A 26,095-nucleotide genomic window follows, 5' to 3' on the forward strand; every position below is an offset into this window, starting at 1 on the left:
CGTATTCTTCGCCCTAATCAACAGGAATTAAAATGAGCGAAAGCTTTGCGGAACTCTTTGAAGAAAGCCTGAAAACCCTGAACCTTCAGGCAGGCTCCATCATCACCGGTGTTATCGTTGATATCGATTACCAAGCTCGCTGGGTAACCGTTCACGCTGGTCTGAAGTCTGAAGCACTCATCCCGCTTGAGCAGTTCTACAACGATGCTGGCGAGCTGAACATCAACGTCGGTGACGAAGTTCACGTTGCTCTGGACTCGGTTGAAGATGGCTTTGGTGAAACCAAGCTGTCCCGTGAAAAAGCCAAGCGCGCTGAATGCTGGATCGTTCTGGAAGCGGCTTTCGCAGCTGAGGAAGTGGTCAAGGGCGTTATCAACGGTAAGGTTAAAGGCGGCTTCACTGTCGACGTTAACGGCATCCGTGCGTTCCTGCCAGGTTCCCTGGTTGACGTCCGTCCAGTGCGCGACACCACGCACCTGGAAGGCAAAGAGCTGGAATTCAAGGTCATCAAGCTGGACCAGAAGCGCAACAACGTTGTCGTTTCCCGTCGCAGTGTCCTGGAAGCCGAAAACTCCGCCGAGCGCGAAGCTCTGCTGGAATCGCTGCAGGAAGGCCAGCAGGTCAAGGGTATCGTCAAGAACCTCACCGATTACGGCGCATTCGTCGATCTGGGTGGCGTCGATGGCCTGCTGCACATCACCGACATGGCCTGGAAGCGTATCAAGCATCCTTCTGAAATCGTCAACGTTGGCGACGAGATCGATGTCAAGGTTCTGAAGTACGATCGCGAGCGCAATCGTGTTTCCCTGGGCCTCAAGCAACTGGGTGAGGATCCATGGGTCGCTATCAAAGCCCGTTACCCAGAAGGCACCCGCGTCACTGCCCGTGTTACCAACCTCACCGACTACGGCTGCTTCGCTGAGCTGGAAGAAGGCGTTGAAGGTCTGGTACACGTTTCCGAAATGGACTGGACCAACAAGAACATCCACCCTTCGAAAGTCGTACAAGTCGGTGACGAAGTGGAAGTCATGGTCCTGGACATCGACGAAGAGCGTCGTCGTATCTCCCTGGGCATCAAGCAGTGCAAGTCCAACCCATGGGAAGACTTCTCTGGCCAGTTCAACAAGGGCGACAAGATCTCCGGCACCATCAAGTCGATCACCGATTTCGGTATCTTCATTGGTCTGGACGGCGGCATCGACGGTCTGGTTCACCTGTCCGACATCTCCTGGAACGAAGTGGGCGAAGAAGCCGTACGTCGCTTCAAGAAGGGCGACGAGCTGGACACCGTCATCCTGTCGGTTGACCCAGAGCGCGAGCGCATTTCCCTGGGTATCAAGCAGCTGGAAAGCGATCCGTTCTCCGAGTACGTTCAAGAGAACGACAAAGGCGCAATCGTTAAGGGCATCGTGAAAGAAGTTGACGCCAAAGGCGCCATCATCACCCTGGCCGACGATATCGAAGCGACTCTGAAAGCCTCCGAAATCAGCCGTGACCGCGTTGAAGACGCGCGTAACGTTCTGAAAGAAGGCGAAGAAGTAGAAGCCAAGATCATCAGCGTTGATCGCAAGAGCCGCGTAATCCAGCTCTCGATCAAGTCGAAAGACGTTGAAGACGAGAAAGAAGCTATCCAGAGCCTGCGCGACAAGCCAGTTGCTTCGGATGCTCCAGTAGCCACCACTCTGGGTGACCTGCTGCGTGCTGCACAAGCGGAAAAACAGAACTAAGTTCTGACTTTCTGTAAAAAAGGGCGACTTCGGTCGCCCTTTTTTGTGGCTGCGATTTTGTTAATCCCTGCATTCCATCTGGGCATGTCTCGTCAGGGTTCGCTGTCACGATGAAACCAATTCTCTGATAGAACGGTCTCTTTGTTAAGCGGATCAATTATCTATATGGCGACCAAGGTTGTTTGGCATTGGATGGGCCTCCTGCGTATAGGACTTGAATGAACAGATTCTTTCTTGTGTTGGTGGTATTGACGCTGGCAGGTTGCTCTACAAGCGCCAAGACCCACGCAGTACGCGGTGTCAGTGGCATCGAGATCGATTGCTCGGGGTTGGGCTCCGGCTGGGAGAAGTGTCATAAGCGCGCTGCCAGGGAGTGCAAGGGGGCGGGTTATAAAGTGATTACCCGATCCGACGATGCGAAGGATGAAGACTCGTATCCCTTCGGGTTCAATCCGGCGGGTTATCTGACGCGGACGATGCTGGTTATGTGTCGATAGTGGGGGGAGCTTATACTGCGTGCCCCGAAAAGGAGCAGTGCGGTGTATGGAAGATTTGTCAATACTTGGGCTGTTCAAATTCCTCGGAGCATGCTAAAACCTTTCGAAGCACTGATCTAGCTGCTTGAAAAAGAAGGGAAAAATATGACGAAGTCGGAGTTGATCGAACGAATTGTCACCCATCAAGGGCTGCTCTCATCCAAGGATGTGGAGTTGGCCATCAAGACTATGCTTGAACAAATGTCCCAATGCCTGGCGACCGGAGATCGTATCGAGATCCGTGGCTTCGGCAGCTTTTCCCTCCATTACCGTGCGCCACGGGTGGGGCGTAACCCTAAGACCGGCCAGTCCGTGAGTCTTGACGGCAAATTCGTACCTCATTTCAAGCCGGGCAAGGAACTCAGGGATCGGGTGAATGAGGATGAGGAGGTATGAATGTGCTGGATCAAGAATGATGCGTAACCTCTCACGCGCAGTACTTACCGTGTTGATACTGTTGCTGGTTTTGTTAGTTCTAGTGTTTGTTCTAGAGAACCAACAGCGCTTCACTTTAGCTTTTCTAGGCTGGTCTTTACAGAACGTGCCAGTATCGATTGCTGTAATACTTGCTTTGCTCGTTGGTATGGGTATGGGACCTTCTTTCGCGTTTTTGTTCGGACGTATCAAAGGAAAGCGTGACCGTTCGTGACGTTCGATCAAGGCCGGCTAGCTTTAGTTCTACGTTGGCGGGCAATCCCTTGGGCCTTGATGAGGTTTTTCATGATTGTGCAATGTGGCTTTCAGTTGCGAAGGTCATGGGAATCCCTTTTCCAGATGCTTGTTTGTAAGTAAAGAACGAGTGGAATGAGTCTGGGGTGAGGATGACAAACAGCAAGCATGGTCAGGTGGCTCTTCGCCGGATACCAAGGTATTAAATTTTGTACGACCGCATCCGTGTTGATCAGGTGGAAGTTTTTTGTTTATAGCCTAGGCTCAACATTCTCCAAAAGCCAAATAGTCTGAATAGCTTTCGCAACCAGGAGCACCCTGCAGATTTTTCGTGTGGCGAGTACAGGGGCAGCATCGCCCACAGCTTTCCACTCTATTTGTGCGGGTATTTTAGAAACTGAACTGTCGTCGGTACCATATGCCGCTTTCTTACATTATATGAGTCGGCTGTACCTCCGCACGTCAACGGTGTTGGGCTGGACTGGTGCCGCAATCGCACGATCAACGCCTTCTTGAATGCACGCGGCGTGCTGAATAACTCCGTTCTGTCTCTTTATCGTTGGCGACGGTCAATCAGTCCTGGCAGATGGAGGGCGGGGACCTTGCTGTTACTTCCTCAACCTTTTCGGGGCGTCTAGCGCAGTTCCATGAAAAAGCTTCGCTCGGTCTCCAAATTGCCTCCCATTCCTGGGAGGAGGGGCGTCGACAGGTTGTATGGTGAGTTGGTTGAGGAGTCTGCCTGGTGATCGTCTGCTCCGTCGATTTGTCTCATTTTTTGCTCATGAGCAGTGGCACGGTGCCATCTTGCCCATAAATTGTAAACATGCGATCCTTTCTGAAATATTTCTAAATGAAGCTGCCTCTGTGGCTTAACATTGTTTTATCTATTCTTGTTATGAGAAAAACGTTGGGTGGATCAGAGAGTTATGAGTGTTTTTCTTCAAAAGTTATTGCTCTATGTTCCGGTAAAGATGGTGCCAGCTGTATCAGGTGTTTTTTTAGTTTTCTTCTTATATAGATCGTTTCCTGAAGGGCAGTACATAAGTTATTCGGTAAGTGTATTTTGTTCTTTGATTGCTGCCCAGTTATGCGCTGGTTGGGTAGGGAACTCATTCGTTTATTATTATTCTGGCGTGAAGGAAAGAGGCTTATTTACCTCGAATTGCATATGTATGATTTTGTTTATTGCTCCGATCGCATCTTCTCTGGCAGCAATCGTATCTGTATTTTTTGTCGTTGGGGAAGGTTTTTTTGTCTATGTTTGGTTGTTGTGCTTTAGTCAGATTTTATTTTTTTTCCTTTCGTCGACGTGTCAAGCGGGCTTCTTGGTGAAACAGCAACTTGTCGCTGTTCTTCTACAGACCCTTACCCAGATTGGATTGGTAATGCTTTTTTTTAGGTATGTAGATATTGATTTCAGGTACGCCCTGCTCGCATCGGTCGCCGGCTATACTGTTTCAGTGTTATATATGCTTTTCTGTGTATTGCGTGTTTATAAGGCTTCGAATCCGTTCTCAAGTGTTGAGCTATTTAAGCGTGATCTAAAGCTTGTCTATCAATATGGTGCCGCGCTTTCGCCATGGATTCTAGGCATGTTGGTGATGGCGGGGGCTGATCGCTTTGCAATTGGGCATTATGGAGTTGAATATGGAGACTCATATTTATCTTTAAAAGATCTTTTTGTTGGTGGTGCAGGGCTTCTAAGTATGCCTCTGTTGATGATGGTTCACCCATTTGTAATTAACAAGTTTCGGGAAGGCAAATTTGCTATAGAGATTATAGAGAGTTCTTCAAGCTTGCTGATTGTGGCATTTTCTCTCTTGTGGTGCGTCCTGTACTTTGTCGGTTTTGAGTTTTTTGAGCGAATGACGGGCAAAAAAATTGGAACATCTATAATAATTGTTTTCTATGCTTTTCTGGGAGTTTTCTTGAATAGTACGGCTGTGTATTTTCAAAAGCGGCTTGAAGTGCATAGGCGGATGAAATTACTTGCATATCTTTCACTGGGGGCCGCGATTATGTCCATTGGATTGGCTTGGGTTGGTGGAATGTTATGGGGGCTTTATGGCATATCCTTGGGCGTGCTCCTGGCTCAATTTATTTATTTTGGCTTCGTCGTTGCCAGTATGTATAAGCGGCTCAATGTGTACAAAGCTTTTACATTTCCTATGATAGTGTCATTTTTGGCCTTTTCTGTGGGTTATGCTTTGCATTTAAGTTTGCAGCTTGAATGGGGGGATAGTCTTTGGTGGAAAGTGTCCATCTATTGGATAATAGGCTTTTCGATTGTTTCGCTTATTTCCTTCTGGAAAGGCGTTAGGTGGGGTGAGTTCATGAAGGCTACCCTATAATCGGTATACGTTATCATGTTGGTTCTGTAGGGTTTCGGTGGCTGGATATTCGCCTTGTTGCTGCACGTTATGCGTACGTATTTATTTGGTTGGTTCGTTCGTGTTGCATGAGTGCGCAGGCAGATGGCTTTGGTCGGTCTGGTTGGTTTTAAGAAGGTCGGAATGAGAAAAAATATTGTCTTGTTGGGATTCTATGTTGGAGACGAGTATTTTGAGAAGTACTCAAAAGGCGATTCCTTTCCTCAAGTAGCTGCATATAAGCTTGAGGGTAGGTTCCTCGATGCTATGCGCTTGGGTGGTGCTTTCGTAAATACCGTTGCGAGCATTGCGGTTTCTACATACCCACGAAATAAAAGGATATTTTTTCCTGGTATGCAGAAGGTCAATAACGAAGGCAGTTGCCGTATTGTCCCTCTTCTCAATCTGCCGATGCTAAAAATGTTCAGTCGCCTGCTCGGAACTCTCTATGGACTCTTTCGTTTGCGAAAATCCAAAACAGATATGGTTTGCGTTTACGCTGCTCATACGCCAAACCTGGTCGCCGCGTATGTATTCCGTAAACTCCTGGGCGTTAATTATTTTGTTTATATACCTGACCTTCCCATTTATATGGATATGGGAGTAGGCAGGCTCCTTGTTACGAGGGTCTTGAAAAAAATAGATAGTTGGTTGATCGATAATCTAATTTCTCGATCCGCGGGAGTTTTTGTTGCAAGTGAGTATATGGTTGCTGATAGCTCTAGGTGGTCGAAAAAACCGTTCATGGTTCTTGAAGGTATCGTCCACTCAGGGAGCGAAGCATCTCACAATGCACCCAAGGAAGAAGAGAGCGGCATCATTTTCTATGCCGGAGGCCTCAGTAAAGCCTATGGAATTGTAGAGCTGGTCGAAGGCTTTATTAAGGCGAATACTGGCTACGAACTTTGGCTGTGTGGTCGCGGTGAGCTGGAATCATATCTTTCGGAAGTGTCGAAGTGTCATTCGTCAATTAAATATTTAGGCTTCTTGAGTGCAAAAGAGGTTGAGAGTATACAAGCTAGAGCGGCGTGTTTGATTTTAACTAGGAATCCGCAAGAACGTTACACACGGTACTCATTCCCTTCCAAGCTGCTGGAGTACATGGCCAGCGGGATACCTGTTCTCACCACGCGACTTGACGGAATACCCAAAGAGTATTTTGAGTTCTTAAATGTTATTGAGGACTCCACGTCTGAAGGGATCTGCGCGGCGTTGACAGATTTTTGCGCGGCTAATCGACAGATTTTGTTCAAAAAGGCGGAATATGGTAGAGTCTGGCTTCTGAGGAATAAGTCCAGCTCTGCCGTCGGACGAAAAATTATAAGTTTTATGGAGGAAAAAAATGACCATTTTTAACGGTAAGAAATTGTTGATCACCGGCGGGACTGGTTCTTTTGGTAATGCGGTACTTAAACGGTTTTTGAATACTGATATCGCTGAGATTCGTATCTTTAGTCGAGATGAAAAGAAGCAGGATGATATGCGTAAGATCTACGCAAATCCAAAGCTGAAATTTTATATCGGCGATGTGCGTGATTATCAAAGTGTCTTGAGCGCCACTCGTGGAGTAGACTATGTCTTTCACGCTGCCGCTTTAAAACAAGTACCCTCGTGTGAATTTCATCCAATGGAAGCGGTGAAGACAAACGTCTTGGGTACTGAAAACGTTTTGGAAGCTGCGATTCAGAACGATGTCAAGCGCATAGTTTGCTTGAGTACCGACAAAGCTGTATACCCGATCAATGCGATGGGTATTTCAAAGGCTATGATGGAAAAGGTGATGGTTGCCAAGTCGCGCAGCGCTGACGATGAGAAGACCGTGATTTGTGGTACGCGCTACGGCAATGTAATGGCGTCACGCGGCTCGGTGATACCTTTGTTCATTCAGCAGATTCGTGATGGGAAGCCTTTGACCCTAACCGATCCGAGCATGACCCGCTTCATGATGACGTTGGCCGATGCGGTGGACTTGGTGTTGTATGCTTTTCAGCATGGTAACAATGGCGATCTGTTCGTACAGAAAGCACCAGCAGCGACGGTAGAAACGCTTGCCAGGGCGTTAACTCAGATGCTTAAAGTTCCAGAACATCCGATCCAAGTCATTGGTACTCGGCATGGTGAGAAGCTTTACGAAGCATTGCTGAGTCGGGAGGAGATGGCTTGTGCCGAAGATCGCGGTGATTATTTCCGAGTACCGCCTGATCTGCGTGATTTGAACTACTCAAAATTCGTAGAGGAAGGTGAAGAAAAAATATCTCACTCGGAAGATTACAACTCCCATAACACTACTCAGTTGGATGTGGACGGTATGAAAGAGCTATTGCTTAAGCTTAATTTCATGCGCGCAATACAACGCGGCGAACAAGCAACACCTGAGGAGTAGGAAATGAAGGTGCTAATTACCGGCTCCAACGGATTTATCGGTAAGAATCTCATAGCGCACCTAGGTGAGCGCAGCGACGTAGAAATCCTGCGATTTACTCGAGAGGATGACGTTGCTCAATTACCTAGCTTGCTCACGCAAGTGGATTTTGTATTCCATTTGGCGGGTGTTAATCGTCCGCAGAATCCGGAAGAGTTCAAGGCTGGTAACACCGACTTAACTCGCGCAATTTGTGATGCTGTAGCGCTAAGTGGTCGTTCGATTCCTGTGCTTTATACCTCTTCTAGTCAGGCCGAGCTGGACAATGCTTACGGTAATAGTAAGCGCGGAGCTGAAGCGGCGTTGACCGAACTGGCCGATAATTACGGTATAAAGGTCTACGTATTCAGACTGCCAAATGTTTTTGGTAAGTGGGCACGTCCTAACTATAACTCTGCTGTTGCTACGTTTTGTCATAATACTGTTCAGGGCTTGCCAATACAGATTCACGATGCTCAGGCGAAAATTGATCTTGTCTATATAGATGATGTTATCAGACACTTCATTGCCGCGATGGATGGGCTGCTTTCATCTGAGCGCTTTGCTACCGTGGAGCCTACGTACACTATTAGTGTGGGTGCACTGGCAAAGCAGCTGGAGGCATTTCGTGATAGTCGAGATACGTTAATTACTGAGCCCGTGGGGAAAGGGTTGATAAGGGCTCTTTACTCTACCTACGTCAGTTATCTTTCCCCGGATCGCTTTACTTATGAAGTTCCCAAGTATGGAGATTCTCGGGGTGTATTTGTTGAGATGCTGAAAACGGCTGATAGCGGTCAGTTCTCATACTTTACAGCCCATCCTGGAATCACTCGCGGTGGGCATTATCATCATTCGAAAACTGAAAAATTTCTGGTGATTAAAGGTACGGCTTGTTTTCGATTTCGCCATATTGTTTCCGGTGAGTTTTACGAGTTATTCACATCGGGTGAAAAACCGGAGATAGTGGAAACTGTTCCGGGATGGACTCACGACATCACGAATGTGGGGGGGGAGGAGATGATAGTCATGCTTTGGGCCAATGAAATTTTTGATCGCGAGCTCCCGGATACCTACACTCGTCCAGTAGCTACGTCTATTCAATAAGGCTTTTAATTATAAGAGTTTCAGCTTGGATTCGTTGATTTATTGTGGTCTCGATGGATTCATGGTTGTTTAATTATTATTCAGTGTGGTTTCTGAAATGAAAAAATTAAAGGTTGTAACTGTCGTAGGGACCCGTCCAGAGATCATTCGTTTGTCGCGTGTGATGGCTGCCTTGGATCAGTATTGTGATCATATTCTTGTTCACACTGGGCAAAATTATGATTACGAATTGAACGAGATTTTTTTCCAGGATCTAGGTATCCGAAAGCCTGATCACTTTTTGAACGCTGCGGGTGCAAGCGGGGCCGAAACAATAGGTAATGTGATCATTGGTGTCGACCGACTTCTGTCTGAGGTGTTGCCTGAAGCTCTGTTGGTACTGGGGGATACAAATAGTTGTATGGCCGTGATTCCGGCAAAGCGACGGAAAATTCCGACATTTCATATGGAAGCCGGTAATCGTTGCTTTGACATGCGTGTACCTGAAGAAATCAATCGTCGAATTGTCGACCATACTGCCGATATTAATCTGACTTACAGTACGATTGCACGTGATTATCTCCTTCGGGAGGGGCTCTCGCCTGATATGGTTATAAAAACCGGTAGTCCTATGTTTGAGGTGTTAAATTATTATCGTGAGGGTATTGAAGAGTCAGATGTTCTTTCTCGCCTTGGCTTGGAAAAGGGCAAGTTTTTCGTAGTCAGCGCACATCGCGAGGAAAATATTGATTCGGATAAAAATTTCGGCAAGCTGGTCGAAACTCTTAATGGCGTTGCTGAGCATTATGGATATCCGGTTATCGTCTCCACGCATCCGCGTACAAAAAAACGAGTTGATGAACTCGGCGTAAAGTTTCATTCAAATGTTCAGCTACTCAAGCCACTCGGTTTCAAGGATTATAACAAGTTACAGTTGGAGTCCAAGGCGGTTCTGTCCGATAGTGGCACCATCAACGAAGAGTCCTCTATTCTTAACTTTCCGGCGTTGAATATTCGGGAGGCGCATGAGCGTCCTGAGGGGATGGAGGAAGCTGCTGTAATGATGGTAGGCCTGGAAATCGAGCGTGTGATGCAGGGCTTATACGTACTGGAAGAACAAAGTCGCGGTGCGGAGCGCAGCATGCGGCTTGTTTCAGACTACAGTATGCCAAATGTAGCAGAGAAAGTAGTGCGTATCATACATAGCTATCGCGACTATGTTATGCGGACCGTCTGGAGAAGGTATTAATACGCATGGCTATTCGTGTGTTACTGCTCACGCAATGGTTTGATCCTGAGCCGACTTTCAAAGGACTGGTTTTTGCTCGTGAGTTGGTTGCGCAGGGCTTTGAAGTTGAAGTCGTTACGGGGTTTCCCAATTATCCAGGCGGGAAGTTGTATCCTGGCTATAAAATTAAAGCGCTTCAACGAGAGGTTGTTGACGGTATCCATATAACGCGTGTGCCGCTCTATCCTAGCCACGGGCAGAGCGGTATTGGGCGGGTGCTAAACTATGTTAGTTTTGCAGCCAGCGCCCTGTTATATGGTCTTCTTCGCGCAAAGAAGCCTGATGTCATTTACGCTTACCATCCTCCGCTGACGGTCGGAATTGCAGCGGCGTTCATTCGTTTTTTTCGGCGAGTACCGGTGGTTTACGACATTCAGGATATGTGGCCAGACACGCTCAAAGCTACGGGAATGTTTTCCAGCGAAAAGCTCTTGAAAGTTGTCTCAAGTGTGTGCAATTGGGTTTATCGACATGTGGATCAGATCGTGGTGTTGTCGCCAGGGTTCAAACGCTTGCTAATTGAGCGGGGGGTGCCTAAGCAAAAAATCGATGTGATATACAACTGGTGTGCAGAGGATTTGGTTAGTTCTAGTTCGGTAAGCCTTCCTGATCAATTTCCAGAGACCACTAAATTTCGAATATTATTTGCTGGAAATATGGGCAAGGCTCAGTCGCTGTATACAGTTATTGAGGCTGCTCAGTTACTACGGGAAAAAAACAAACAAGTGGCGTTTATTTTTCTTGGTGGCGGAGTAGAGGCCTCGAGGTTGGAGACACTTGTCGAAAGGGAAAAGCTACAGGATATTTTTTTTCTGCCAGCCGTTCCTATGTCTGAAGTGGGTGCTTATTTAGCCGGCGCTGATGCATTGCTTGTGCATTTGAAGAAAGATCCGTTGTTCAGGATCACCATTCCTTCCAAAACCCAGGCATATATGGCGGCTGGGAAGCCAATATTGATGGCTGTGGAAGGTGATGCGGCCGACCTCATACGCGATGCTGGTTGTGGTGTTGTCAGTGAGTCGGACAATCCCCGGGCGCTTGCTGAGGCTATCATTGCGTTGATGGAAGTTTCCGAGGAGGGGCGTGCTCTGATGGCTGAAAATGGACAGGCTTTTTATCGTAAGGAGCTGTCCTTGCAGGTAGGTGTTGAGCGTTTTGCGGCACACTTCAGGCGATTATCGAAATAGAATCTGAATAGTAAGCTGTTTTTCCGTGGAGCTCCGATGTTAAAACGTGTCTTCGATATTGTGGCCTCCCTGGCCGGATTGATTGTCTTGTCTCCCGTGATAGCGATCATCGCGTACTTGATTCACAAGCGATTAGGATCGCCGATTCTGTTTCGTCAAGTGAGGCCCGGTCTCGGAGGTATACCTTTTGAGATGGTGAAATTTCGTACTATGCGAGATGCCATGGATGCCAAAGGTCACCCGCTACCTGATTCTGAACGTATGACAGACTTTGGCAGATTTCTTCGGTCGAGTAGTCTGGATGAGTTGCCTGAGCTCTGGAACGTGATCAAGGGAGATATGAGCCTGGTTGGGCCACGTCCGCTGCTGATGGAATATCTGCCTCTGTACGATGAGATGCAAGTCCGTAGGCACGATGTACGTCCAGGCGTGACCGGTTGGGCTCAAATAAACGGTCGAAATGCGTTGTCTTGGGACGAAAAATTTCAGCTTGATGTTTGGTATGTAGAAAATCAGTCATTGTGGCTTGATCTTAAAATCATCTTCCTCACGGTAAAGAAGGTATTGATCCGCGACGGAATCAGTGCCGAGGGCGAAGTTACAATGCCTAGGTTCACGGGTTCGAAGAAATGAAGAGGTTGGCGATTCTTGGGGCGAGTGGCCATGGGAAGGTTGTCGCCGACACTGCAGAGTGCTGCGGATGGCAAGCTATCGAGTTCTTTGACGATGCGTGGCCAAGCGTCAGTTCCATCGGGGTATGGCCGGTAGTTGGTAACACCGAAGATCTAGTTGCTCGCGTGGAGGAGTTCGACGGTGTACTGGTGGCTATTGGCAACAACCGTATTCGGCGGAATAAAATTGACGAGCTAAAAGCTTCTGGTGCGAGACTGCCAGTACTGGTGCATCCTTCGTCCACTGTAAGTCGATACGCTAACATCGGTCCTGGAAGCGTCGTATTCGCATCTGCGGTAGTCAATGCCTACGCCTCTGTTGGTGAAGGAGCGATCCTGAACACCGGCTGTAGTGTCGATCACGACTGCGTTCTTGGCTTATGTGTGCATGTCAGTCCAGGCGCTCGACTGGCGGGGGCCGTAAGCGTCGGTGATGGAAGCTGGATTGGTATCGGAGCGAGTGTCAGGCAGGTGCTCAGCATCGGCGTTAACGTAACGGTGGGAGCAGGCTCCACGGTGGTGTGCGATATATCTGATAACATGACAGTGGTAGGGACACCCGCTCGTGAGATTGTCAGCCCCTGAGCTTTACCAATGAATCCGCAAGACGGACTGGCCGTTTGAGTTTTCGACGATTCTTTATTAATTCTGGATGACAGGTAAAAAACGTGTTGAATACTCCATTTTCTCCTTGGCCTTCGTTCACAGAGGAAGAGGCCAATGCCGTTCGTGACGTAGTTTTGTCCAATAAGGTCAACTACTGGACCGGACAAGAGTGTCGCGAGTTTGAGAAGGAGTTCGCCGCATGGACTGGCACAGCGCACGCTGTCGCCCTGACGAACGGCACCGTTGCGCTTGATCTCGCTTTGAAGGCTCTTGATATTGGCCCTGGAGACGAGGTCATCGTCACCCCTCGAACCTTTCTTGCTTCAGTTTCCAGCATCGTCAATGCCGGGGCTGTTCCCATTTTCGCCGAGGTGGATCGGGATACCCAGAACATAACGGCAGAGACTATCCAGTCGGTGTTGACGCCTCGGACCCGGGGAATAATCTGTGTTCATCTTGCTGGGTGGCCTTGTGATATGGATCCGATCATGGAGCTCGCCTCCCTTCATGGTCTCAAGGTAATCGAAGACTGCGCTCAAGCACACGGTGCTAGGTATAAGGGGCGGGCTGTTGGTTCCATTGGTCATATAGGAGCTTGGTCATTCTGCCAGGACAAGATCATGACCACCGGCGGTGAAGGTGGGATGGTCACGACGAATGATCGAGACCTTTGGTTGAAAATGTGGTCATACAAGGACCATGGCAAGAGTTGGAATGCGATCTACGAACGTGAGCATCAACCAGGATTCCGCTGGTTGCATGAAAGCTTTGGTACGAATTGGCGTATGCTGGAATTGCAGGCCGTCGTGGGGCGGATACAGCTTCGTCGCATGCAGGAATGGCACGACAACCGGATCCGTAATGCTGAGCGTATCTGGTCGCATGCCCGGGAGTTGAAAGGTTTACGGGTGCCCGCTGTTCCTGAGGATCATGTCCATGCTGCTTATAAATGCTATGTCTTTGTAGAGCCGCAGCAGTTGAAGTCCGATTGGAATCGTGACCGTATCATTGCCGAAATCAATGCTCTGGGCGTGCCATGCTTTTCAGGCTCTTGCTCTGAGGTCTATCTAGAGAAAGCTTTTGACGACACGGGGTGGCGGCCTGAGGTACGGCTGCCTGTGGCCAAGGAACTGGGCGAGACTAGCCTGATGTTCCTGGTGCATCCAACGCTTACTGATATGGAGATCCAAAAAACATGCGAAGTGATGCGGATAGTGCTGCAACAAGCTTGTAAGTGCTGAGGATCCAGCCGAAGCTTGATCTGAATCGCCGTATTTGCCTCGGAGGCCTACTGGTTCGAGATGCTGGCGATTTGCCGAGGTTGCTGAGATGGGATCTGTCCCATCGGATCATTCATTATCGATGGTGAGTAAATACATTGACTGGCGCAGAGTTTACGAAGCGTGTTGTATTTTCGTTTTACTGTGCTAATCAGGATTCATGGCGTGACGGGTACGCTAGGAAAAGTATGCTCGTGACAGATAATCAATAGGGGCGTTTTCGAGGTGTTCGACAGGTTTATGGATAAGTTACGCACATTTTTGCTGGGCCTGCCACGTCGTCATAAACGGCTTATTCAAGTGTCCACTGACGTCGTTCTGGTATGGGTCGCATTGTGGCTTTCCTTTTTGGTTCGCCTTGGCCTTGATGATATGGTCAATCCGCTTGTCGCTCATACTTGGTTGTTTCTGAGCGCTCCGGTAGTTGCCATCCCTCTGTTTATACGCTTTGGTATGTATCGTGCGGTAATGCGCTATTTTGGTAATGACGCGCTTGTCGCCATTATTAAAGCCGTAACCCTTTCATCATTGGTTCTGGGCTTGGTCCTATATTGGTATAGCAATCATCAGAATATCGTGCCGCGGTCCATAATTTTTAATTATTGGTGGCTGAGTTTAATAATGATTGGCGGATTGCGGCTGGCCATGCGTCAATATTTTCTGGGGGATTGGTTCGCCGCCGCGCAACATGTGCCGTTCGCTAACCGGGATGACGGACTGCCAAGAGTTGCAATCTTCGGTGCGGGAGCTGCAGGAAATCAGTTAGTTGCAGCATTACGAATGGGGCGTGTCATGCGTCCTGTCGCGTTCATTGATGATGACAGCAGTATTGCTGATCGAGTTATTTCTGGACTGCAAGTTTACAAGCCCAAACACATAGAACAGATGATTGAAGAGACAGGCGCGCAAGAAATATTGCTCGCGATACCCTCCGCCACACGGGGGCGTCGGCGGGAGATACTTGGTTTTTTGGAAGGGTTTCCCCTTCATGTCCGTAGTGTTCCTGGCTTCATGGACCTCGCCAGCGGTCGTGTTAAAGTTGATGATATTCAGGAAGTTGATATAGCAGACCTGCTGGGCCGAGATGCGGTGCCGGCGTTAAGGAGTTTATTGCAGCGCTGCATCACAGATCAGTCGGTATTAGTTACTGGTGCCGGTGGCTCAATCGGTTCCGAACTATGCCGGCAGATATTACTATTGAATCCGAAGACGCTTATTCTTTTTGAGCATAGCGAATTTAATCTTTACAGTATTCTTTCGGAGTTAGAGCAGCGTGTCGAACGTGAGTCGCTGAATGTTCGCCTATTTCCTATCCTCGGATCTGTGCGAAATCAGGAAAAACTGCTGGATGTGATGAAAACGTGGAAGGTGAATACGGTTTACCACGCAGCCGCCTATAAACACGTCCCTATGGTCGAGCATAATATCGCGGAAGGGGTGTTGAATAACGTAATTGGAACGTTATATACGGCTCAAGCCGCGTTGCAGGCAGGGGTCGAAAATTTTGTCCTGATATCCACTGATAAGGCTGTGCGCCCTACGAATGTAATGGGCAGTACCAAACGGCTGGCCGAGTTGACTCTACAAGCACTTAGTTGCGAAAAGGCGCCAGTGTTGTTTGGCGATAGAACTTGTGTCTCCAGAGTCAACAAAACCCGCTTCACTATGGTCAGGTTCGGCAACGTATTGGGGTCGTCCGGCTCGGTTATTCCTCTTTTCCATAAGCAGATCAAATCTGGCGGCCCATTGACGGTCACTCACCCAAAAATCACTCGCTATTTCATGACGATTCCTGAGGCTTCTCAGCTTGTCATCCAGGCCGGATCAATGGGGCAGGGAGGAGATGTTTTTGTTCTCGATATGGGCGAGCCGGTAAAAATAGTGGAACTGGCGGAAAAGATGATTCATCTGTCGGGGCTAAGTGTACGATCTGAAAAAAATCCTCATGGAGATATCGCTATCCAGTTCACAGGGCTTCGCCCAGGTGAGAAGCTATATGAGGAGTTGTTGATTGGGGATAACGTCGAGGCGACACAACACCCCATGATCATGAGGGCCACGGAAAACTACCTTTCATGGGATGTGCTCAAGGTAAAGCTGGAGGAATTGCTGACGGCTATCGATCAATACGATTACGCTAGAGTCCGTCAACTCTTGCGAGATACAGTCAGTGGCTATGCTCCTGAGGGTGAAATCGTGGACTGGATTTATCAACAACGCCGCGTCGAACCCTGATTGTTACACAGATTGTAACGTACGTATTTTTGACAGCGCCCCATTCTCGCCTAGGTTTAGGAAGCAGCTTCGGAGAGCTGCTACTTTCTTAACGATGTCATGGAGCTTCATTAATGCGTACAAGCTATTTCTCCTCCTTGGTTTTTGCCCTTCTGACCAGCGCTTCAATAGCTGTTATCGCCGCACCGGCCGCCAATCCGGAAGCTGTGTCGTCACCGCTAGTCACACAAGCGGCAGCGTCTGTTCCCGGGACAATCGATCTTAACAGTGCTGACGCCGCGACCCTGCAACGAGAGCTTGCGGGGGTTGGCAAGGCGAAGGCTGACGCGATTGTTGCTTATCGCGAAAGTAATGGACCGTTTTCATCGGTAGAAGAGTTGCTTGAGGTTAAAGGAATTGGCAAGGCCATTGTAGACAGGAATCGCGACAAGCTGGAGGTGAATTGAGATACAACTGCCCTAGCGAAAAAAGCCGGTCTTGACGACCGGCTTTTTTGCATGTCGGCCCAACGTAGGCGCGATCTTGGTAAGCGCTCCATGAACCCCACTTTCACAGCTACGCTGTGACCTCGACTGCTGTACTCCCCATTTCTTTTCCAGGGCCAGTCTGATGACTCGGCGTTCAACAGGATGAGGTCATTGCGTTTCTCCTGACCTCAATCTATCGATTCTGTCTTCGTACCTTTGCGATTGCAGAAAAGCCACACGGCGCGTGGCGCTCTTCAGGAAACCGCGTGTTCTAGTGAGTCGACGATGCCCGTCAACTGCTCCTTGGTCAGCCCCATCCACAGCGGTAGGCGGATCAAGCGTTCCGATAGGCTGTCAGTATTTGTCATCGTGCCATGGCTGCGTCCGTAACGAACTCCTGCTGGTGAGGAGTGCAACGGCACGTAGTGGAACACCGAGTAAATATTGTCGTGCTTAAGCTTATCAATCGTGCGTTGACGGTCGATGCCGGGAGCAAGCAAAACATAATACATGTGCGCATTGTGCGTGCAATTTGCCGGAATGATCGGGCGACGTAACGCGCCTAACGATTCGAGTCCTTCGAGTGCTTGGTGATAGTAGTTCCAGCTATCCAGGCGGTTTTGTGTAATCGACTGTGCTTCTTCCAACTGTGCCCAAAGAAAAGCAGCGGTCAACTCACCTGGTAGATACGAGGAGCCAACCTCTTGCCAGGTGTACTTGTCAACCTCACCCCTGAAAAAGCGACTTCGGTCCGTACCTTTCTCTCGGATGATCTCCGCGCGTAACGACATGGACGGATCATTAACCAATAGCGCGCCTCCTTCACCGGAAATCACGTTCTTGGTTTCATGGAAGCTGTATGCCCCTAAGTCCCCGATACTGCCTAGGGCCCTTCCCTTATATGAGGACATGACTCCCTGCGCGGCATCTTCGACCACGTGAAGACCATGCCGACGGGCGATCTCCATTATCGTGTCCATTTCACACGCGACTCCGGCGTAGTGAACCGCAACGATTGCCTTGGTGCGAGGTGTAATCGCGGCTTCAATCAACCTTTCGTCCAAATTTAAAGTGTCTTCTCTGATATCTACAAACACTGGTATCCCGCCACGCAACACAAATGCATTAGCGGTGGAAACGAATGTGTAAGACGGCATGATGACTTCGTCCCCAGGTTGAATATCCAGCAGTAGCGCGGACATTTCCAAGGCTGCAGTGCATGAGTGTGTTAAAAGTACTTTGTTGCTGGTGCTGTAATGCTCCAGCCACTGATGGCAGCGCCGAGTAAAAGGTCCATCGCCCGAGAGCTTGTTGAGGAACTTTGCTTCCGCGATATAGTAAAGTTCCTTTCCCGTCATGTAAGGGCGATTAAAGGGGATTTTAGATTCGCTCACTGCATGTCTCCCGGTTATAGTTTTCTCCAACAGATCGATTTAAGGAGCGGATACGATCTGAGATTCATTAATCTGCTTCGCTACTTTTTGTTTTTGAGACGACTTTCCCGAACAGTATCCAATATGTAAATGATTCCACCGAAAGCGGATGGGATTAGCGCCATAATTGCGTAATTTGCTAGCGAAGCGCCTACAGCAATATTTGCAGGTACCCCCAGTAGGCTATAGAAATACACAAAAAAACCTTCCCGCACCCCAAGGCCACCTATGGTTATCGGGATCATGGTCAGGATCGCGATAACAGGATAGAGCGCAAAATGTTGTACGAAGGGAATATCATAGCCATACGATCGAAATACTAGATACACCACTGATATCAGAGAAATCTGATAGCAAAAAATATAAAGTAATGATGATCTAACTGCCCGCCGATAGGGGAAGTTTACCATGCTTGCGTGGAGGTTCTGTATATACCTTAACAAGCGAGAAAGGGTTGCGTTCTTAACGGTGTAGTGATTATAGAGTCTATAGATTTTTTTGCTGATGAGTAGCAATTGGACGCCTACCGCTAGGCCGCTAATAGTGCCTACGGTGATGATGAGTGAAGTATATTCCGTGAACAAAGGTAAGAAAGGTAGGGCTGAAAGAGTACAGGCACATAACACCAATAGTCCCATCATACGCTCAATGATTACCGTACTGCCCGCCAAGCCTCGCTTATTTGGATGACGTCGTTCGATGTGAAATATACGAAAAGCATCACCTCCTTGCGTCGATGGAAAAAACAAACCTTGGAATTGAGATATCAAACTTATTTTCCACAGAGTTGCAAGAGTTTCATCTATTGAGTTAATTCGTAAAAATACCTGCCAGCGGTTAGCGGAAAAGAATGAGCTTAGTGTTATTGGGATGCAAGCCGCCAAAATGAAGTAATGCCATTCTGTAATGTCGCCGATTAGCGCGGTTAGTTTAAGGTCGAACGTCTGCACCAGAAATACGCCGAGAAGAATGGCAATAGACATTTTAAATAGCATCACAGGCATATGAGCTGCTCAGAGTTGAAGGGCGAGACTAACACTGCGCTGAGACATGGGGGGATATCCTGTCGCGTTTGAATACAGCATAAGGTGGGGAGGTTGTACATACTTGTTTCCTCCCTTGCGCGGTAATGACTATTGCAGTTTTTGTTTTGACTCTATGTAGTGGGTCAGATCATTTATGCTGAGAAGACTCTCGATGTCCGAGTCAGGTATCTGAATCTCATAATAATCTTGGATAGCTAGCATAATAGTGAATATGTCCATAGAATCAATCCCCTGATCGGCCAGGTTAATGTTATCGCGCAGCATCGAGGCGTCAGCTACAACATTCGTTTGGGCAATAATTTCGATGATTTTTTCTTTTGTCTTGGACATGGGTGGTATTTCCTCAGGAATCGTAGTCACCCCGGTGGTGCGCTTGTACTGCTCGGGGTTGGATGGAGTTACTAGCGGTAGACGAGATTGTCTGCGGCAATTGAATTCAACGATGGAGATTTTGCCACAATCCATACGGCACTGGGTGCTCCTTGTTGCTATCTGCAGAATGACACAACCCATGGAGGCGAAAGAGCCACGGGGCCTGCGTCATAGGCTTGCCAAGGTGGCCCTGATCCAATCTTATATGCCGGTCGGAGAAAGCTACTCGACGTTGAGGGCACTGAAGTAGATTGTCCCGATGTGCTCTGCCTTGAGCTGAATGTTGCTGCGGGTCAATCGAGTCCCGAGCGTTTGCTCCAGTGTCAGCTCTACCCCGCTCAAGTCATGATTCAACGGCCATTTGGGGCTTTCCCAGCGACAGAAAACCCACTGGCTACCAGTGGGTAGGCACAGTTCTTTGAGATGTAACGCCTTGTTCAGGTATATCAGCACTTCTATCGAGGAAAAGTCTGCTGGCATGTTCGTCAGGCTAATCGAATGCCTGGCATCGGAGTAACGGCAGTTGCTTTCGATCAGTGACTCGTCATAGGCGCGTCGATCTTCGGCAAGTCCTTCGGCCTGAGTCAATCTACCTTCATGTTCAACGCCATCGAGGTAAAAGGTGAAATTGGCGATATTTTTACCCGCTGGTGCCTGCGGAGTGGATCTTGGCCACCAACAACAATTGAGCAAATGACTGGTCATTGTACCTATTTTGAAGTCGAGCTTTTCGATTCGTGCGTGCGGCGTGTGATCCATAATGGATTGCATCGTGGCGTCGAGCATGTCGGAGCCTTGTACATAAGTCCGTTTGCCCTTGAAACCCAATGAAAGCTTAATGGAGTGCATCACTTCAATTTCCCCAGATGGGCCGTCATGTTAGCTCTATGATTGATCGCGAAGTTTCCGGACACAACGCTATGTGGTGCGATGTCGCTGATGACTACCGAGCCCATTTTTATTTGTACCGCATCCCCGATCACCAGGCCCTGGGCGATGGAGCAGGAGGCACCGACCCATACGCCTGCTCCCAAGCGAGAGCGCCCGGCGACCACGGTGTTGCCAGATACCACGCAGTTTTTGCCAATCACCGCGCCGTGACCAATATTGCTCATGATGCCAATCTGGCAATTATCGTGGATGGTGGTCGGTTGCTGGAATAAAGAACGTGCAATCACCGCGCCAGCGAGTACTTGACAGCCCGACCCGATGCGTACTCCACCCTGATGCTTGACCATCATCAGTGTTCCGTCGGCGTTGCGCAGGGTGATGAGGCCCTCAGCGCCCACTACGGCATTCGAACCGATGAAAACGTTGTCTCCGATCTCGACAGGGCCTTCGATGACAACGTTTGCTGAAACTTCGACATTGTTACCCAGCTTGGCCAACGGCGAAATGATCGCGCTAGGGTGCACAGTACAGTTTTCACCAATGGTGGGTGCTGATTCAGCCTCGCGTGTAGTTTCTTCAACCAAACGATTATATAGGTGAAAAAAGGTAGTGCGAGGATCGGCGCAGAATACAATTGATTTTTCTGTTGCCAATACTTCGTCTTTTAAATTTTCAGGACAGAGGATGCAGGCCACATTGGGCATGCTCAGTGCTTTATATAGATAGTGAAAGTTCTGACAATACACCAGTGCGCCTGGTGCTTGGGCTTCAATTTCGTCGAGGTGCGTGAAGGTACCACTGTTTAAAACCTGCTCAGTAGGGAAATAATCCATGACGCGGTAGGCAGATGTCATTGTTATTCTACGTGCTCTTCAATAATTGGAAACTGACCAAGATCAGTTGCGTTTTCGACCAATCTTCCGAGGTATTCGCCTTGCACGCCCAAGGCCAGAAGAATGTTGCCAGCGAGGAATGAGACCAGGATCGCCAGTGAGGCCCAGCCGGGTACCACATGGTCAGTCAGAAGGGTTCGAAGCAAAACAAAAACAGCAAACAGAATGCTCGATGCACTGACTAAAAGGCCCCAGATCACGACATACCGTAGGGGAAGGAGTGAGTAATTGACGATAAGGAACGATAGCGTTTGGAACATCTTGCCAAGAGTATAGGTACTCGGACCGCCATCGGCCCGGGACGCGTGGCGAATAGTCACATTAGCCATCATGCTTACTGGCACGGAGTTGAACAGCATCGCGGCGACATGCGGGTGTGAACCTTGATATCGGGCGAGTTGCTTTGCCACTTGTTGGCTCATCGCTCTATAACTCGAGAGGCCGAAACTGGTCGGCTTGCCAAGTATCTTGCTAATCAGTTTTTGGTTGAGGCGAGATGCCAAATTACGCCAGGCGCTGTGCTGTTTTTCAGCCTTGGGAATCTTTCCAATGACGACATGCGAACCAGCTTGAAGTAGGTCAATGAACAAGGGAAGATCTTCAGGGAAGCACTGTAGGTCATCATCGATAGTAACGACAAAGCGTTTGCGCGCATAGGTGATGCCGCAAAGCGTAGCATGTTGTTGCCCTTTGTTCTTCGCGAAGCGAACAATCTTGATTCTGGGATCTTTTTCGTGAAGTGTCAGAGCGGCGCACCAGGTCTGATCCGGACTCGCATCATCGATTAGAATTATTTCCCAATCGTTGCAAATCTGATCGAGTGTGGCGCTTGCCCGTGCGTAAAACTCCGGAAGTGTACTTGCGCTTTTATAAACGGGTACAACTAAGCTAACTGAAACGGTTTTATCAATCACCTGGAGCCTCGCCCTGACCATTGGATTTTGTACGATGATAGGTCGCTTCGGTTATAAAGACGGAAATTTTAGACGATGGGGCAGCAGGTGTCACTGCTTGTGAGCGTTGGCCCCGTTTCTGTGCAATACCGACAAATTTTGCCGCCGCAATCAATGTATCCCTGCCAGGGATCTCCAAGGAACGGCAGCCTCCTCCTCAGGCGGTCGTGATCAACCCTCTCGACGCGATGAGGAAGAAGCTTTTTTCGAATGTTCGATGGAAGGTGCGCATTGGCCGGCGGTGATGTGACGTGGAGCTCGTCAGGGAAGCTCTGGAAAAGACTTTCTCGCTTGGCAAAATCCCCGAACATCAGGCGCCGAGTTTTTTCGATGAGGAAAAAATGACCTTTGCCAAAGCCGAGCACGCTGGCAAGCGCAAGCAGACCAGCTGGTGAGCGAAGCTCTTGGCGTGATGAATGGCTATTGGAGACCGTGGTTTGTCGTCGCGTCAAGACACCATCATTGACGGAACGCGGAATCATGCGCCCAGTTCCACGAGGAACAAAGATGGGGAACGCGACCCAAAGAGGCACCAAACCAGGCAGGGTAGCCAGTACTATGTCGGAGCCAAAGCTCACTCGTGGCCGACGACGAGTCAGGCTTGGTGCTCAGCGTGGTGAACACAGTGGCCAATGTCGCAGGCATCACTAAGACCGCCCCTTGAGGAGAAAGATTCTTGGTGGGTAGTTTGCAGTGTAGGATTAAGCGTAGAGTTCGAGCTATCGTTGCTGCAGGTTATGGGTTTTATTGGCCAAGATAGGGCTTCGTTGGTATTTAAATAGGTGAGCGAATGAGAGCTGTTGTAGGTAAGGTAGTCCCTGTTGTTGTTTTGGTGTTATTTTTTGGAACTCTGCTAAGTGGTTTTTTTCTTCCGGTTTACTCCGATGAAGTAATGACTAAGTTTAGAATTGCCAGGCTCTTCCTGGAGGGAGGGGATGCGGTTACTCTTTATCCGCAATGCACCACTACGGCGGGGCGGGCAGTTTCCTGGATATTTTATCCCGCCGGTGTGGTGTTATCGGGATTATATGCCCACCTTGGCCCTATGGGGCTGAGAGTGAGCGGAATTTTCTTATCACTGGTTTGGTTTGCTCTGCTTGCTTATTGGTGCCTGAAACAGACGTGTGATTCGGAGGGTGCTCTTCAACGTTTCGCTGGGTTGGTTGCAGTAGCTTCATTAGGTGTTCTGCCCTATCTGTGGGTTATGGCACGTCCTGAACAGTTGTTGATGCTGACGATTTTGATGCTTTGTTCATTAGCGCTTTTTTCCAGGTCACCGAGGTCTACGAGTGCCCAGGCTGCGATGGCCCTGGGGTTGGCGTTATTGCTCTCAATTTTTTTCTATTCCCACCCGAAAAGCATGTTCTATATGCCGTTCGCGCTCACGGCTGTATGGTTGGCAACTGCGACGTATCATAAGGTGGTTCGCTATGGTCTACTGTTATTTGGAGTGGTTCTATGTGTTAAGCTCTTTCAATATTTCAATGCGTTGGCGGAGTGTCAGGATGCACCGAGTATTCAAAAAATGTTGGCGGCGAACACTTTGTTGCCCAGCATGTTGTTCTCCTCACCCATTGCGTTTGTTAGCGCCGCCTATAACAACTTGATCAGCTTTCCCGGTCGGATGTTGGCGCATTTGATTTTCAGTGCTAATTTTCAATCAGGCTGGCTGCCTCCTATAGCTGATGGCGTTAAATCCCTACCCTATATTAATCTAGCCATTTATTACTCTCTGTATGCATTCGTAATAGGAACTCATATTCTCGGTATCTGGGTGTTTTTGTTGCACTTGGTTCGCCGGCAAGCGTGTGGCCCTGTCGTGCTTGCACTTCTCCTGATCGGCGCGGATGTAATCAACGCTTTTTTTTACAACCTGCAAAATTTTTATGCGGGCCTACAATTCGTGCCGGCGTCCATCATCGTCGCTGCTTTGTTGATGCATTCCAGACATCCAGCGAAGCTAGGTAATACACCCGCGCTATTTGCTTATTCGTTATTGATGGTGTTGTCAGTAGTCTCGATGACTACGCTGCTGATCCTCGTGACCCCCGCCGTAGTACGCAATTCCTCCTCCGCCCAATCGAGCTTGCCCGGGCAGCCACTTTCGATTCCGGTGTTGGGCGTTCGGGACCATTTGGACTCGATCAGAAGATTGGGGGAATCGTGTGGCATCCCTGCAAGATCGGCGGAGAACGTCGTCGTGGATCACATGACGTATTTTGCCTTTTTAAACGACAAGAAACCGATCCACGTGCTCTACGTATCTGAGTATGGCTATGGGGGCGATTTAAGTAATGGCAGGCTGTTGCCATTTCTAAAAGGGTTGAATAGCCCGGGCCTGATTACGCGCTGCGAATGGGTGCCAAGTCAATTCCGACCGGTGCAGAAGAAGGGCGAGATGGATTACTGTTGTGTAAATTTCGGGAATATCTGAGCAGTATATCGGTTCTCTGCGCCCCGGAGACGGGACGCGGGCAAAGCTATCTTAAGAGAACGCTACTCGCCCAACCGTTGGATATGAGGGTCAAATGCCATGTACAAAGACTACCCAGCCGCCTACCAAGTCAGCAAAGGCTCGGCCCTGCAGGTGGACAAGCCCTTCTACGACCGCATCCGCGCCGAGCAGGACAAACGCACACTGATCGAGCAGTTCGAGGTGCCGATCCGCACCGGTCGTGCCTGGCATGTGCCGGCCGGCCACGTGTTTCGCGTCACCACCCCGGTAGGTCCGCAAGTAGGCGATTTCAACGTTTGGAACGCTCACGATCCGCGGGAGCGCTTGTGGGCGGCGCGCACTCGGCAGCTGCAAGGTGCTCATGTCAGCACTCATGACCGGCTCTGGTCGAACCTGCCTTTTTTGAGACCCCTGGTGACCATCACCGATGACAGCTTGGCCGGCTACGGCATCGACGAGCATGGCGGGCGGCTACACGATTTGCTGGGAACCCGTTGTGACCCCTACGTGAACAGGATGCTGACCGGTGAGGATTTCCATCATCACTGTCATTCGAACCTGACCCGTGCGGTATTGCCTCACGGTCTTACGGAGTTCGACGTGCACGATGTGCTGAATATTTTCCAGTGCACCGGGCTCAACCATGACGACATGTACTTCATGAAGGCCTGTCCGGCGCAGAAGGGCGACTACCTGGAGTTTTTTGCCGAGATCGATCTGCTATGCGCCTTATCCACTTGCCCTGGTGGTGACTTGTCGTTGGCGATGTGGGGGCCGGATGCTCAGGATCCGCTCAGCGTCTGTCGTCCGCTGGGCGTGGAGATCTATCGGTTGGAAGATGCGTTACTCGAAGGCTGGAGCCAGCCCGAACGGGCGGCGTACAAGGGGATGCATGGCTTGCAGATTGCCAAGGCGGATTGGGAGAAATAACACTTCCTTTGTGGCGAGGGGCAGTGCGACGTTTCGCTAAATCCCCTCGCCACAAAAAAGCGGTGCGCAGCTCAAGCCATCAACGATCCTTTGCCTCCTTCGCATCCATCTCCGCATTCCTCTCGGCCACGCGCTTGCGTTGTTCATCAGTCAGTTCGACCTTGTTGGCGGTGTCGCGCAGCATCATCAGGCCTCCGACGATCGAGCCGATTGCAACGATCAAAATCAGCCAGGCATACCAGGGCATAGGATTCTCCTTGAGGGCGGGCCAGTGGGCGTCGTTCACCCAATCCGCCACACCTACCACTTATGAGCGAAGGTTGCTCGCAGTGGTTCAATACTACCCCTGTTCTACCGGATGTAGCTCATGACGCGGCCAGTAGGCCATCGTTCATTTTTACGAATTCTTTATTCCTCGACCCCACCCTCGATCTCGTTCCTTTACAGCCTCCCTGCCGACAATCACTCCACACGCGGCACGACGCCGCACCACGGAGAAATCCCATGAGTGTCCTGGACGGGGTGTCATTGCTGCTGGCAGTGGCGCTGTTCATTTATCTGCTGGTTGCGCTGTTGCGCGCAGACCGGAACTAGGAGCGG

Annotated in this window: 25 protein-coding genes and 1 pseudogene; 19 read left to right on the top strand and 7 right to left on the bottom strand. The window is 49.4% G+C overall.

Annotated elements, in window-relative coordinates; genetic code table 11:
* Positions 1-32: 32 nt before the first annotated feature.
* The 15 genes from rpsA to PCOSP_RS08845 all read left to right on the top strand — a co-directional run bounded on the left by rpsA (position 33) and on the right by PCOSP_RS08845 (position 16,501).
* Positions 33-1,727 carry a 30S ribosomal protein S1 gene (gene rpsA, locus PCOSP_RS08775; protein ID WP_041024567.1) on the top strand — a complete coding sequence of 565 codons (1,695 nt, stop codon included), beginning with the start codon at positions 33-35 and terminating at the stop codon, positions 1,725-1,727.
* 218 nt (positions 1,728-1,945) lie between these two features.
* Positions 1,946-2,224: a hypothetical protein gene (locus tag PCOSP_RS08780; RefSeq protein WP_139647101.1), complete on the top strand. Its 279-nt coding sequence runs from the start codon at positions 1,946-1,948 to the stop codon at positions 2,222-2,224.
* Positions 2,225-2,368: 144 nt separating this feature from the next.
* The gene (ihfB, locus tag PCOSP_RS08785) at positions 2,369-2,659 is read left to right on the top strand and encodes an integration host factor subunit beta (RefSeq protein WP_041024569.1); all 291 of its coding nucleotides are present in this window, start codon (positions 2,369-2,371) and stop codon (positions 2,657-2,659) included.
* A 16-nt stretch (positions 2,660-2,675) separates the two neighbouring features.
* Positions 2,676-2,912: a DUF1049 domain-containing protein gene (locus PCOSP_RS08790; protein WP_464710855.1), complete on the top strand. Its 237-nt coding sequence runs from the start codon at positions 2,676-2,678 to the stop codon at positions 2,910-2,912.
* A 946-nt stretch (positions 2,913-3,858) separates the two neighbouring features.
* Entirely contained in the window at positions 3,859-5,283 is a 1,425-nt protein-coding gene (locus tag PCOSP_RS08795; RefSeq protein WP_464710856.1) for a lipopolysaccharide biosynthesis protein, read from the top strand.
* Positions 5,284-5,406: 123 nt separating this feature from the next.
* Positions 5,407-6,657: a glycosyltransferase gene (locus PCOSP_RS08800; protein ID WP_464710857.1), complete on the top strand. Its 1,251-nt coding sequence runs from the start codon at positions 5,407-5,409 to the stop codon at positions 6,655-6,657.
* Entirely contained in the window at positions 6,650-7,684 is a 1,035-nt protein-coding gene (locus tag PCOSP_RS08805; protein ID WP_139647312.1) for a polysaccharide biosynthesis protein, read from the top strand. The genes PCOSP_RS08800 and PCOSP_RS08805 overlap by 8 nt, the downstream gene beginning before the upstream one ends.
* A gap of 3 nt (positions 7,685-7,687) precedes the next feature.
* Complete coding sequence (gene wbjC, locus PCOSP_RS08810) at positions 7,688-8,809, top strand: UDP-2-acetamido-2,6-beta-L-arabino-hexul-4-ose reductase (RefSeq protein WP_175385952.1); 1,122 nt, start codon at positions 7,688-7,690, stop codon at positions 8,807-8,809.
* Between the two features lie 97 nt (positions 8,810-8,906).
* Positions 8,907-10,037, top strand: coding sequence for a non-hydrolyzing UDP-N-acetylglucosamine 2-epimerase (gene wecB / locus PCOSP_RS08815; protein ID WP_175385953.1), 1,131 nt, complete (start codon positions 8,907-8,909; stop codon positions 10,035-10,037).
* A 5-nt stretch (positions 10,038-10,042) separates the two neighbouring features.
* Entirely contained in the window at positions 10,043-11,263 is a 1,221-nt protein-coding gene (locus PCOSP_RS08820) for a glycosyltransferase family 4 protein (protein ID WP_464710860.1), read from the top strand.
* Between the two features lie 36 nt (positions 11,264-11,299).
* On the top strand, positions 11,300-11,896 hold the full coding sequence (locus PCOSP_RS08825; RefSeq protein WP_139647088.1) for a sugar transferase: 597 nt from the start codon (positions 11,300-11,302) through the stop codon (positions 11,894-11,896).
* Positions 11,893-12,519 (top strand): acetyltransferase, encoded by a 627-nt coding sequence (locus tag PCOSP_RS08830; RefSeq protein WP_464710862.1) that lies wholly within the window; start codon positions 11,893-11,895, stop codon positions 12,517-12,519. Before PCOSP_RS08825 ends, PCOSP_RS08830 begins: the two co-directional genes overlap by 4 nt.
* Positions 12,520-12,602: 83 nt before the next feature.
* Positions 12,603-13,781 carry a DegT/DnrJ/EryC1/StrS family aminotransferase gene (locus tag PCOSP_RS08835; protein WP_464710863.1) on the top strand — a complete coding sequence of 393 codons (1,179 nt, stop codon included), beginning with the start codon at positions 12,603-12,605 and terminating at the stop codon, positions 13,779-13,781.
* Between the two features lie 279 nt (positions 13,782-14,060).
* The gene (locus tag PCOSP_RS08840; RefSeq protein ID WP_464710865.1) at positions 14,061-16,055 is read left to right on the top strand and encodes a polysaccharide biosynthesis protein; all 1,995 of its coding nucleotides are present in this window, start codon (positions 14,061-14,063) and stop codon (positions 16,053-16,055) included.
* 113 nt (positions 16,056-16,168) lie between these two features.
* Complete coding sequence (locus PCOSP_RS08845; protein ID WP_139647080.1) at positions 16,169-16,501, top strand: ComEA family DNA-binding protein; 333 nt, start codon at positions 16,169-16,171, stop codon at positions 16,499-16,501.
* A gap of 275 nt (positions 16,502-16,776) precedes the next feature.
* On the opposite strand, the gene rffA is transcribed toward PCOSP_RS08845, so the two are convergent.
* The 6 genes from rffA to PCOSP_RS08875 form a co-directional block, all read right to left on the bottom strand.
* On the bottom strand, positions 16,777-17,916 hold the full coding sequence (rffA, locus tag PCOSP_RS08850) for a dTDP-4-amino-4,6-dideoxygalactose transaminase (RefSeq protein ID WP_464710866.1): 1,140 nt from the start codon (positions 17,914-17,916) through the stop codon (positions 16,777-16,779).
* Between the two features lie 80 nt (positions 17,917-17,996).
* Entirely contained in the window at positions 17,997-18,959 is a 963-nt protein-coding gene (locus tag PCOSP_RS08855; RefSeq protein ID WP_464710867.1) for a lysylphosphatidylglycerol synthase transmembrane domain-containing protein, read from the bottom strand.
* Positions 18,960-19,088: 129 nt separating this feature from the next.
* Positions 19,089-19,331, bottom strand: coding sequence for an acyl carrier protein (locus PCOSP_RS08860; protein ID WP_464710868.1), 243 nt, complete (start codon positions 19,329-19,331; stop codon positions 19,089-19,091).
* A gap of 264 nt (positions 19,332-19,595) precedes the next feature.
* Positions 19,596-20,225, bottom strand: a complete 630-nt coding sequence (locus PCOSP_RS08865) for a hypothetical protein (protein WP_464710869.1) — start codon at positions 20,223-20,225, stop codon at positions 19,596-19,598.
* A complete protein-coding gene (locus PCOSP_RS08870) occupies positions 20,222-21,118 on the bottom strand; it encodes a DapH/DapD/GlmU-related protein (protein WP_464710870.1) in 897 nt (298 codons plus the stop codon). The genes PCOSP_RS08865 and PCOSP_RS08870 overlap by 4 nt, the downstream gene beginning before the upstream one ends.
* 2 nt (positions 21,119-21,120) lie before the next feature.
* On the bottom strand, positions 21,121-22,071 hold the full coding sequence (locus PCOSP_RS08875) for a glycosyltransferase family 2 protein (RefSeq protein ID WP_464710872.1): 951 nt from the start codon (positions 22,069-22,071) through the stop codon (positions 21,121-21,123).
* Positions 22,072-22,513: 442 nt separating this feature from the next.
* On the opposite strand from PCOSP_RS08875, the pseudogene PCOSP_RS08880 reads away from it, so the two are divergent.
* The 3 genes and pseudogenes from PCOSP_RS08880 to PCOSP_RS08890 form a co-directional block, all read left to right on the top strand.
* A pseudogene (locus PCOSP_RS08880) lies at positions 22,514-22,762 on the top strand (transposase); the annotation flags it as partial.
* Positions 22,763-22,900: 138 nt separating this feature from the next.
* On the top strand, positions 22,901-24,544 hold the full coding sequence (locus tag PCOSP_RS08885) for a hypothetical protein (RefSeq protein ID WP_464710873.1): 1,644 nt from the start codon (positions 22,901-22,903) through the stop codon (positions 24,542-24,544).
* A gap of 99 nt (positions 24,545-24,643) precedes the next feature.
* On the top strand, positions 24,644-25,495 hold the full coding sequence (locus PCOSP_RS08890; protein WP_175385963.1) for an urea carboxylase-associated family protein: 852 nt from the start codon (positions 24,644-24,646) through the stop codon (positions 25,493-25,495).
* Positions 25,496-25,574: 79 nt separating this feature from the next.
* Here the strand turns inward: PCOSP_RS08890 and PCOSP_RS08895 are convergent, their stop codons facing one another.
* The gene (locus PCOSP_RS08895; RefSeq protein ID WP_003183831.1) at positions 25,575-25,742 is read right to left on the bottom strand and encodes a DUF2897 family protein; all 168 of its coding nucleotides are present in this window, start codon (positions 25,740-25,742) and stop codon (positions 25,575-25,577) included.
* A 257-nt stretch (positions 25,743-25,999) separates the two neighbouring features.
* Here PCOSP_RS08895 and kdpF point away from each other — a divergent pair, with 257 nt between their 5' ends.
* Positions 26,000-26,089 (top strand): K(+)-transporting ATPase subunit F, encoded by a 90-nt coding sequence (gene kdpF / locus PCOSP_RS08900; protein WP_003218754.1) that lies wholly within the window; start codon positions 26,000-26,002, stop codon positions 26,087-26,089.
* The last annotated feature ends 6 nt before the right edge of the window (positions 26,090-26,095 follow it).

This window comes from Pseudomonas sp. MAFF 730105, assembly GCF_055380705.1.